The 9,835-nt window shown below is 40.1% G+C and carries 11 protein-coding genes; 4 read left to right on the top strand and 7 right to left on the bottom strand.

Translation table 11 applies throughout. The features are described from left to right. Positions 1-171 precede the first annotated feature (171 nt). From FPQ10_RS13295 to ntdP, 3 genes are all read right to left on the bottom strand, one after another. On the bottom strand, positions 172-345 hold the full coding sequence (locus tag FPQ10_RS13295; protein WP_144162230.1) for a Fe3+ hydroxamate ABC transporter substrate-binding protein: 174 nt from the start codon (positions 343-345) through the stop codon (positions 172-174). A gap of 258 nt (positions 346-603) precedes the next feature. Beyond that, a complete protein-coding gene (locus FPQ10_RS06760) occupies positions 604-2,391 on the bottom strand; it encodes an ABC transporter ATP-binding protein (protein WP_144162227.1) in 1,788 nt (595 codons plus the stop codon). A gap of 116 nt (positions 2,392-2,507) precedes the next feature. Further along, a complete protein-coding gene (gene ntdP, locus FPQ10_RS06755) occupies positions 2,508-3,032 on the bottom strand; it encodes a nucleoside tri-diphosphate phosphatase (RefSeq protein WP_144162224.1) in 525 nt (174 codons plus the stop codon). A gap of 137 nt (positions 3,033-3,169) precedes the next feature. Between ntdP and FPQ10_RS13290 the strand changes: the two genes are divergently transcribed. Further along, positions 3,170-3,295 (top strand): hypothetical protein, encoded by a 126-nt coding sequence (locus FPQ10_RS13290; RefSeq protein ID WP_255439762.1) that lies wholly within the window; start codon positions 3,170-3,172, stop codon positions 3,293-3,295. A gap of 956 nt (positions 3,296-4,251) precedes the next feature. Here FPQ10_RS13290 and FPQ10_RS06750 read toward each other — a convergent pair. Continuing rightward, positions 4,252-4,425, bottom strand: coding sequence for a gamma-type small acid-soluble spore protein (locus FPQ10_RS06750; protein ID WP_144162221.1), 174 nt, complete (start codon positions 4,423-4,425; stop codon positions 4,252-4,254). A 94-nt stretch (positions 4,426-4,519) separates the two neighbouring features. Beyond that, entirely contained in the window at positions 4,520-5,602 is a 1,083-nt protein-coding gene (gene mutY / locus FPQ10_RS06745; RefSeq protein WP_144162218.1) for an A/G-specific adenine glycosylase, read from the bottom strand. Positions 5,603-5,656: 54 nt separating this feature from the next. Between mutY and FPQ10_RS06740 the strand changes: the two genes are divergently transcribed. Further along, positions 5,657-6,640, top strand: coding sequence for a metal-dependent hydrolase (locus FPQ10_RS06740; protein WP_144162215.1), 984 nt, complete (start codon positions 5,657-5,659; stop codon positions 6,638-6,640). 46 nt (positions 6,641-6,686) lie between these two features. On the opposite strand, the gene FPQ10_RS06735 is transcribed toward FPQ10_RS06740, so the two are convergent. Beyond that, entirely contained in the window at positions 6,687-7,025 is a 339-nt protein-coding gene (locus FPQ10_RS06735; RefSeq protein ID WP_144162212.1) for a YfhH family protein, read from the bottom strand. Positions 7,026-7,041: 16 nt separating this feature from the next. After that, complete coding sequence (gene recX, locus FPQ10_RS06730) at positions 7,042-7,863, bottom strand: recombination regulator RecX (RefSeq protein WP_144162209.1); 822 nt, start codon at positions 7,861-7,863, stop codon at positions 7,042-7,044. Positions 7,864-7,929: 66 nt separating this feature from the next. On the opposite strand from recX, the gene FPQ10_RS06725 reads away from it, so the two are divergent. Further along, positions 7,930-8,826, top strand: a complete 897-nt coding sequence (locus tag FPQ10_RS06725) for a TIGR01777 family oxidoreductase (RefSeq protein WP_370512029.1) — start codon at positions 7,930-7,932, stop codon at positions 8,824-8,826. Between the two features lie 251 nt (positions 8,827-9,077). Continuing rightward, positions 9,078-9,629, top strand: coding sequence for a GNAT family N-acetyltransferase (locus FPQ10_RS06720; RefSeq protein WP_144162204.1), 552 nt, complete (start codon positions 9,078-9,080; stop codon positions 9,627-9,629). Positions 9,630-9,835: the final 206 nt, after the last annotated feature.

Here is a 9,835-nt window from a genome sequence, read left to right as displayed (position 1 = left end):
TTTCTTTGCCTTATGATAATTGCATAGTTCTAAGATTTTCTTTGCAATTCTCTCTACTTTTATTTTGCACTATACACCCCTTAGTTAGCTACTCAAAAATCGTTCATATATGTTTGTTTTACAATATACTTCGTTCGCTAATATTCGCGTTAATTCAATAAACCTTATTCCTTAATTAGTATCTTTATTAAAACAGCTTTCACAAATAAATTTCCCTTCGTTACTTAAATACGCCTTTATTTCAGTGAACCCCTTACGCTTTGGGTAGCGCATTCTTATAAAAACAACGTCATCAGCTTTAATCTCTTTACCACATTCAATACATTTAGGTTTATCCTCTAGCAAAATATCACTTCTTTCCTTTAAATTTCTTTATCATCTGGCTGCGTTTGATGAACATTTCAATTAAATGTTATATACATTTTATCAGAAACCCTCTATTTATCTGCAAAGAATTTAGCAAATTTTTCAGTCAATTGACTAAACCTCGCATTCCTGCTGGTCACGAAAACATTTATAACGCCAAAAAATAGAGGTCCAAGCCGTACGTGGCTTAGACCTCTTATTTGTAGGTTATTCTAACTTTAGCTTTCTTGAAGTACTCTATCGAATATTTCTCACTTTATTTTTCGTTAGCTTACCTTCATCATCCAGTTCTTGTACTTGATAAAGGTTATAATAAATTCCTTTTCTCCGCATGAGTTGCTCATGGCTGCCTTGTTCTTTTATTTGTCCATCTTCAATCAATATGATTCGGTCCGCATGGGTAATCGTTGATAAACGGTGAGCCACGATAAATGTCGTGCGGTCATGGGCAAGTTTGTTCATTGCCTCTTGAATTAAGTGTTCACTTTCTAAGTCAAGCGCAGATGTTGCTTCATCCAACACAAGTAGTGGTGGATTTTTCAAAAAGACACGCGCAATCGCAACACGCTGTTTTTGACCACCGGATAGTTTGACACCACGTTCTCCAACGAGCGTATCATAGCCTTCTGGAAGTTCCATGATAAAGTCATGGGCGTTTGCTGCTTTTGCCGCTTCGATCACTTCTTCATCCGTTGCTTCTGGATTCCCCATCCGAATATTCGTCGCAACGGAATCACTGAATAAAATGGTATCTTGAAGAACGAGTCCAATCTGGTCGCGCAATGTTCGTGCTTGGACCTTCGTAATATCTATGCCATCAATCGTAATTTTCCCAAGACTTGGATCGTAAAATCGAGGGATCAAGCTGACAAGCGTAGACTTTCCTCCACCGCTCATGCCGACTAAAGCAACCGTCTCACCTTGTGCAACTTTCAGGTCGATATTTTTAAGTGCATACGATTCGTCTGGGTTGTATTTAAATGCGACATTTTCAAAATGAACATCACCTTTTACAGCATGCATCGGTTTGGCATTCGGTTCATCGGTAATGTCATATTCTTCATCCATAAATTCAAACACCCGGTCCATTGAAGCGTGTGCTTGCGTCAACTGGGTCGATGAGTTGACTAATCGGCGGAGTGGATTATATACCCGGTCCATATAAGCCGTAAAAGCAACCAATGTACCGAGCGATACGTTTCCATCGATGACAAAATAACCTCCAACAGCGAGCAACAATAATGGCGCCAAATCTGTAATCGTATGCGTCACTGAATAAGATTTCGCATTCCAACTGGTGAACGCCAAAGCACGATTTAAATAGTGAGCATTTCGATCATCGAATTGTTTTTGTTCGTGTTCTTCTAAAGCAAATCCACGTACGACAGGCATTCCTTGTACACGCTCCGTCAAATGACCTTGTACTTCAGCCAGTGCTTGCGACCGTTCGCGAGTCAAATTACGCAATCGGGAATAAAAATATTTTACTGAAAAACCGTAAACCGGGAACAAGATGATTGCGACCACTGTCAACAATGGATCAAGCCAGATCATGATACCAATCGCGATAAGAATGGTTACCATATCTAGCCATAAATTCATGAGACCAGTCATAATAAACGTTTTTGTCTGTTCCACGTCGTGAATCACTCGAGAAATAATCTCTCCAGTTTTCGTTCTGGAATAGAAATTCAAGCTTAACCGCTGAATATGATCGAATAACGTATTTCGAATATCGTATAAAATTTTACTGCTTACCCACTGGGCGTAGTACTGACGGAAATATTCTACTGGTGGACGTATAATAAGGAATAAAAAGAATGCAATTCCCATCGTCCAGAGTAGTTTTTCTAACTTTTCACTATCACTTAACGCTTCCGCCCCGACAATGTCGTCGATGACATATTTAATGATTAACGGCATCAATAGCGGAATACTGAATTTCACAATGCCTATTAAAATCGTAAAGAAAATTTTCCATTTATATGGTTTCACAAAGGCCAAATACCTCTTAATACTATCCATGTCTTCACCTGCTTGTCATTTCAAACAACTACTTATTTTTATATCATGATATTTTTTCAAAAAAGACTGCCTTTAATATAATTCAGCAGCCTGTAGCGTATTTATTATTGCACAATCTAATAAGTTAAATACTGTTCATACCAACGCTCGGTAAAATCAGGTGCAAATGGTCCTTTTCGCTGTAAAATCCATTGTTCCAAAATACCTAACTGCTTGTACAAAATACGTTCGAGCACTACCGGATAATTCATTAACTGTTTATGCTCGATAAATTCGTCTTCATCCAATATTTTATAAGTCATATCCGGATAAACTTTAATATCCAAATCATAGTCGATATATTTAACCGCACCTTCATCAAGTACATAAGGCGAGCCGATATTCGAGTAATAATGGACACCGTCATTTCGTAACATACAAATAACATTAAACCAGTAATTCGCCGTAAAATAAGCAATCGCCGGTTCGCGTGTAAACCAAGTCCGACCATCATTTTCCGTCACCAACACCCGATCGTTCGCACCAATTAACATCGAAGAGGTACTCTTTAAGACGGTCGTTTCTTCCCAAACCCGGTGGATGGAGCCATTATGTTTATAACTCTGAATTTCAATCACTTCACCAGCCTTTGGGTTCTTCATGTTATACCTACTTTCCTCACAATTACGTTTCAAAATGCATTTTGAATTAATTGTAACACAGGACATACACCATAGCGATTAACATGCGTTAGGTATGTGGCAGGATTTGGTATGTAACATATTCGTGGCGGAGACTGTTGAAAAAAAGCACGCTGACTGTTGATAAAGTGTTGCTAACTGACGATAAATACGTGCTGACTGTCGATAAAGCACTCCTAACTGACGATAAGCGAGTGCTGACTGTTGATAAAATAGCCGGATAGGCGACTCGATCATTGGGATATGCTCCTTTATTCAGATGGGGCGGGGACTTGTTGCCATGGATATGCTCCCTAATTAGGCGGATATGAGCCTCAATCTTGATATATGCTTCCTAAGTTGATCGATATGTACCCAGATCATCGAGATATGCTCCCTACTCCCAAAAATATGTGCCCAATTCAAAAATATATGAGCCATTCAACTATAATTTGTGATCGAGAGAATGAAATAGCCAAAGTCTGAGGCTAACTGACGATAAGCGAGTGCTGACTGTTGATAAAATAGCCGGATAGGTGACTCGATCATTGGGATATGCTCCTTTATTCAGACGGGCCGGGGACTTGTTTCCATAGATATGCTCCCTAATTAGGCGGATATGAGCCTCAATGATGATATATGCTTCCTAAGTTGTTCGATATGTACCCGGATCACCGAGATATGGTCCCTGCGTCAAAAAATATGTGCCCAATTCAAAAATATATGAGCCATTCAACTATTATTTATGATCGAGGGAATGAAATAGCCTAAGTCTGAGGCTAACTGACGATAAGAGAGTGTTGACTGTTGATAAAATAGCCGGATAGGTGACTCGATCATTGGGATATGCTCCTTTATTCAGATGGGGCGGGGACTTGTTGCCATGGATATGCTCCCTAATTAGGCGGATATGAGCTTCAATGATGATATATGCTTCCTAAGTTGTTCGATATGTACCTGGATCACCGAGATATGCTCCCTACGTCAAAAAATATGTGCCCAATTCAAAAATATATGAGCCATTCAACTATAATTTGTGAACGAGAGAATAAAATAGCCAAAGACTGAGGCTTACTGACGATGAGCGCACGTTGGCGGTTGATAAAGCGACATTAATTGCTGATAAACTCCCCCGTCTGCTTATAAAAGCTCAAAAAACCAGCCGCGCTTGTTCGCACGACTGGTCGCATTGTTACTTATTTTACTTTTTTTGTTCAGATTGCTTGTTTCGACGACGAACTTCCTGAGCGTCCGTCTCACTTGCAAATTCTTCAGCAAACTGATTTTCTTGTGCAGCGTTTTGGTTTTGCTTCTGCACCTTTTTGATATTTGTTCCTGCAGCAGTTTCGTTTGGCTGGCGTTTGTTTTTAGCCATCTCATATCACCTCCGCAGTGATTACTTTGTCCAAGTTTCACGGAGGTTATCCATTGAATTTTAATGTCAATTATTTCAAGTGTTAAAGCTTCTATCAAGCGTAAATCTGTTGTTTGATTTTATGCTGGACTTTTGAAAGTGGATACTGATCCATCTCTTCTAATGTCACAAATTGGCCGAGCTCTTTTGAAACTTCGCCGTCAGAAACGCGACAAAAAATCGGGTACACTTCCCAGATTACGTGGCTGAACACATGTTTCACTGGTTTACCTTCTTGAACCATTTCAAGATTAAAACCATATTCAAGCTCCATATAGTGAATGGCTTCATCTTTCGGAAACTCAGCTTGCTCGACCAAGGGAAATTGCCATAAATTTGCGAGCAGCCCTTGATCTGGTCGTTGTTGAATGAGATATTCTCCTCTACTTTCAATGACCATGGCAAAATAAGCGATTGTTTTCTGTTTCTTGGCTTTTTTCTTTACAGGTAATTCTTCTTGGATACCTTTTGAGAATGCCGTACAATAGTATGAAACAGGGCATTCATTGCATTTTGGTTTTTTCGGCGAGCAAATTAAAGCACCGAGTTCCATCAATCCTTGATTAAAGGATGACGGATCCTCTTTTGAAATAACCGCTTCAACAATCTGTTCAAATTTTTTCTTCGATTTTTGATCAGCAATATTGTCATACATCTCAAAAATTCGCGACATGACACGCATCACATTGCCATCTACGGCTGGTACGGGCTCATCAAAAGCAATGCTCATGATTGCTCCTAATGTATAGGGTCCAATACCTTTCAACTTTTTCAGTTCGGATGACTGTGATGGAATTTGGCCATCATAAGTAGCGACGACTTCTTTCACCGCTGTATGTAAATTTCTAGCGCGTGAATAATAACCAAGACCTTCCCATGCCTTTAACACCTCTTGCTCATCTGCGTTGGCTAAATCGTTTACAGTTGGAAATCGTTCCATGAACTGATTAAAGTACGGGATTACGGTATCAACGCGTGTTTGCTGTAACATGATTTCGGAAACCCATACACGATACGGGTCTTGATTTTCTCGCCAAGGGAGCTCTCTTCTAATGGTTTGGTACCAATCAATTAGGTCCTGCTGAAATGAATGTTTATCAAATGTTTCGGGTATATATGTGGTTGACGTGTTTTTCATGATTCACTCACCATTCTTTATGTTTACATAAATAATCTTAAAGGAGGTGCACTGTTGGATACTGCAACTCACTTGACGATGGGGGTTGCATTAAGCGGGTTATCTGCTTTAGATCCAGTGGTCGAGGCCGATCCAAGTTTGTTTACTGCCACTTTTTTCGGCGTCGTCATCGGGTCAATCGCCCCAGACTTCGATACGATTTTTAAATTAAAGGACAACGCAACGTATATACGACACCATCGCGGAAGCTCCCACTCACCGCCCATGCTCATTTTCTGGAGCTTTTTCGTGTCACTCCCAATTCTGCTTTTTATGCCGGAAGTGTCTTATCTTCACTTATGGCTATGGACGATGCTTGCAATCGTTTTACACGTAACGGTCGATATTTTTAATGCGTATGGCACGCAAGCGCTCAGGCCATTCAGTCGAAAATGGTTGGCCATGGGATTCATCAATACGTTCGATCCGTTTATTTTTTATCTTTTCGTCGCCGGCATTTTTGCATGGGTTCTCGGAGCCAACCCGATTTACACCTTCACAATCGTCTTTTTTATCGATATTCTTTATCACATTAAAAGATATTTGGACAAAAAAGAAATTGTAGATATTTTAAAACGGCATTTTCATGATAAAAATATTGAAAAAATCATTACTCAACCAACGATCAAGCACAATTGGTGGCGTATTGCCGTTGTTACAGATGATCAATTTTTCATTGCCGATAGTGTGGATGGCCATATTGAAATTCTCGATATATTTGACCGAAAATCGTTACCGGAAACAGCTGAAATGAATGCGGCACTTCTCGATAAAAATGTGCAAGCATTCGTCAACTTTTCGCCGGTTTATCGGTATGAAATCGATCGTCACGATGATTATATCGAAATCCGCTTCATCGACTTACGGTATCGGTCGAAAGGTCATTATCCGTTCGTTGCGGTCGTTTCGATGGATAAGTTTTATAATATCCTGACATCGTACACCGGATGGGTTTATTCCGAAGAAAAGCTACAAAAAAAATTAGACGTGTTACCTTAAAGCAAGGCTGCCTAGCGATTGTATTCGAGGCAGCCTTGTTTTTGAATTAATACAGCTCAATTTTATTTTTCAACAAGGATATTGGAAGGGCTTCTTCTTCATCGATGATATCCCCTTCTACACTTCTTCTCGTTCCCCAAGCAAAGACGCCTTTCAGGTAGCTAATCGTGAATGTTTCACCAACCGCACCTTCAAGCTCGTATACATCACCTTTATTGTAATCCTTCGGGTCCATCATATAGGCTTCCGCCATGACCATTTTGCGTTGATATACTTCAAACTCATTAATCATACCGAGTTGTTCGGCATTCTGTGCTCTTGCCTTCAACCGGCCGATCTCAGAACGTAATTCCGGAATGGTGTATTCACTATATCTTTTTTCCATTATGTTCACTTCCTTTTTAGGATTCTACTTCTTCATTCATTTTTTCATCGATAAACTGTTCGATCAAATCGCCTTGAAAACCTTTCTGATAAAGGGATGCCTTCACCTTTTGAATCAACATGCCACCTTCATGCTTCCGTGCTTGTTTCGTCCAAATTTTCTCGCCTTGATAAAAGACAGCTTCTTTTTCTGCATCTTCATCTTTTTCCAAATCGATTTCTTCGACCGCCATTTGGATGGCATCCATTTGATAGCCTTGCTGCAGCATCGATTGCTTGGCTTTGTTCAATTGCGTATGGAATGACTCCCTGTTGGAAGAACGTGTCTTTTTCTGTAATAGTTTGGCTGCTTTTTCAACTTCTATTTCTTTTGAGTACTTTTCCATCGCTCCGTCAATCGTAGCAGGCGAAATCTTTTTCTGCATCAATTCTTGCTTAATTTTATTTGGTCCTTTACTTGTCGTGTTTATTTTCGTTTGAACATAAGCTTCACTAAAGGCTACATCATCGATTAATTTCTCTTGAATTAATTTTTCCATCACAAAAGCGATTTCTTCTTCTGTCGCTTCCTTTTTCACTAAATAATCAACCATTTCAGATTCTGCACGCATTCGGTAGCTTAAATAATTGATGGAAAGGGTATAGTATTGGTGGATTGCATCTTGTTTTTTTATTTCATCTATTTCGGATTGGGAGATTTCCATCCCTTTTCGAATCGCATGTCGGATCAGCAAGTCCTCATGAACGCCAAATCCGAACGATTCTACTTCATTCGTTTTTATAAAAACATTATATCGGTTTTTATTCTTCTTTTGCGTTGTTATCCGACTGACTATCATATTGACACCTCATTTTAAATTACTTCCATTATAATACACGATAGGAGGGACTTCCACTTGAGAATCATGATTGCTGGTGGCACCGGATTTGTCGGCAGACGATTGATTGACCATTTTCGGAATCCGGAGAATATGATTTATGTACTAACACGTCAACCAGAAAAACATAAAGATGAACCTTATGTAAAATACATCGAATGGTTAACGCCAGATAGCCAACCAGAAATACCCATTCAGCACGTTGATGTTTGCATTAATTTAGCTGGTGAATCGTTGAATAGTGGTCGCTGGACGGAAGAAAGAAAACGATCAATTTTGGAAAGCCGCATGACGACGACAAGAGAGTTCATTCGCGTGATGGACGCTTTAAAAGAAAAGCCTGAAGTGTATATTAACGCTTCAGCAATCGGCTATTATGGAACATCGACCGAAAAAATTTTCACGGAAAATACGATGGTCGCCGGACGCGACTTTTTGGCGGAAGTTTGTGATGTGTGGGAGGCTGAAGCCCAGGCAGCCGAAACGATCGGTGTTCGAACTGTACTCGCCAGATTCGGACTGATTCTGGATCGGAACAACGGGGTATTACCGTTATTCGCACTACCTTATCAAATGATGATCGGCGGAAAAATTGGTTCTGGTGAGCAGTGGATGTCATGGATCCATATCCAAGACGTCGTCTGTGCGATTGATTGGATCATTCACCAAGAAGAACTGTCGGGACCTGTGAATTTTACAGCACCTAAACCGAAACGAAACAAGGATTTCGGCAAAAAATTGGCTGAGACATTGAATCGACCGACATGGCTTTCCATCCCTTCTTCCCCCGTAAGAGTAGCGTTAGGTGATATGAGTGATTTAATTTTAAAAGGTCAATATGTTCTACCAAGGAAGCTGCAGGACAGCGGTTATTCGTTTAAATATCGTTCACTGGATCGAGCACTTGATAATATTTATAAATAATTGACCTTCTCTTTAAAAAAATTTGCTTTTCGACATAAAAAGCGATTGGCAAACGACCGAAAAAAGTGTATGATTTTTTTAAAGAAATAGGGAAGGCAAATGGTGCGCCACCGCTTGGTCTCAAGCGGTTCTAGTGGGTTCGATTCCCACCCCGAATTTTTGTTGTAACAGATAAAAATTCGAGGGTGAAACGAACGCCACATATGTGCCGTTTTCTTTGACACCCTCATAAAAATGGAGGGTGTTTTATTATGCTTAAAAAACGTGATTTACAAGATGCGCACATTCTCTTTCCCCTATTGAATGACCGAGCGGTAAAACCTTATGTCCGTGAAAAAGCCGATTCATTGGAAGCCTATTATTTCTTGATGAACCGGCTAGCCCAGCAAGAGGACAATGGCGAATTGATTTCAAGAACAATCATGGATGATTGGGGCAGCCCAATTGGTGCGATTACCTTATATGATATTGAGAATCGCTCTGGCTTTTTGGCCACATGGCTAGGAAAATCTTTTTTCGGAAAAGGCTATAATCAATACGCCAAGGAACAATTTTTATATGAACTGTTCGTCGAGCACGACATCGACCTAGTTTTTTTGAAAGTTAATCAATTGAATGCCCGGTCCATCGCAGCCATGAATAAAATACCGTACGCCGTTATTGCCAATGACACTTTTCCACACGTTTATGAAAAGCTCAACCAAGGGAATAAACGTTACAAACTGTTCGCCATTCATAAAGAAGCCTATCTATTGTTTATGAACGAGCGTGAACAACTTATTGCGGATGAGTTGGAGGCTTAAGTAAATGATCTGGCACATACTTATTAACGTATGTATGTAGGATGGGCGCATATTTTATAGAATGGGGTGCATATTTCGTCGGTTTGGGCGCATATCCTTTTGACTTGGGAGCATATCCCATTGGTTTAGGTGCATATCCCGCCGACTTGGCTGCATATCTCTCGAGTTTTGGCGCATATCCTTTTAACTTGGGAGCATATCTCACC

Origin of the sequence: Allobacillus sp. SKP2-8, assembly GCF_007559355.1 — a bacterium.
Classification (GTDB): domain Bacteria; phylum Bacillota; class Bacilli; order Bacillales; family Alkalibacillaceae; genus Allobacillus; species Allobacillus halotolerans.
The sequence above is the reverse complement of the archived record's forward strand: the minus strand, read 5'-3'. Positions and strand labels throughout refer to the sequence as shown.

What these genes read in the sequence shown, in the direction of transcription:
- FPQ10_RS06760 (WP_144162227.1), bottom strand. Translation starts at nt 2,391, where the DNA reads ATGGATAGTATTAAGAGGTATTTGGCCTTTGTGAAACCATATAAATGG.
- ntdP (WP_144162224.1), bottom strand. Translation starts at nt 3,032, where the DNA reads ATGAAGAACCCAAAGGCTGGTGAAGTGATTGAAATTCAGAGTTATAAA.
- FPQ10_RS06750 (WP_144162221.1), bottom strand. Translation starts at nt 4,425, where the DNA reads ATGGCTAAAAACAAACGCCAGCCAAACGAAACTGCTGCAGGAACAAAT.
- mutY (WP_144162218.1), bottom strand. Translation starts at nt 5,602, where the DNA reads ATGAAAAACACGTCAACCACATATATACCCGAAACATTTGATAAACAT.
- FPQ10_RS06735 (WP_144162212.1), bottom strand. Translation starts at nt 7,025, where the DNA reads ATGGAAAAAAGATATAGTGAATACACCATTCCGGAATTACGTTCTGAG.
- recX (WP_144162209.1), bottom strand. Translation starts at nt 7,863, where the DNA reads ATGATAGTCAGTCGGATAACAACGCAAAAGAAGAATAAAAACCGATAT.
- FPQ10_RS06725 (WP_370512029.1), top strand. Translation starts at nt 7,930, where the DNA reads ATGATTGCTGGTGGCACCGGATTTGTCGGCAGACGATTGATTGACCAT.
- FPQ10_RS06720 (WP_144162204.1), top strand. Translation starts at nt 9,078, where the DNA reads ATGCTTAAAAAACGTGATTTACAAGATGCGCACATTCTCTTTCCCCTA.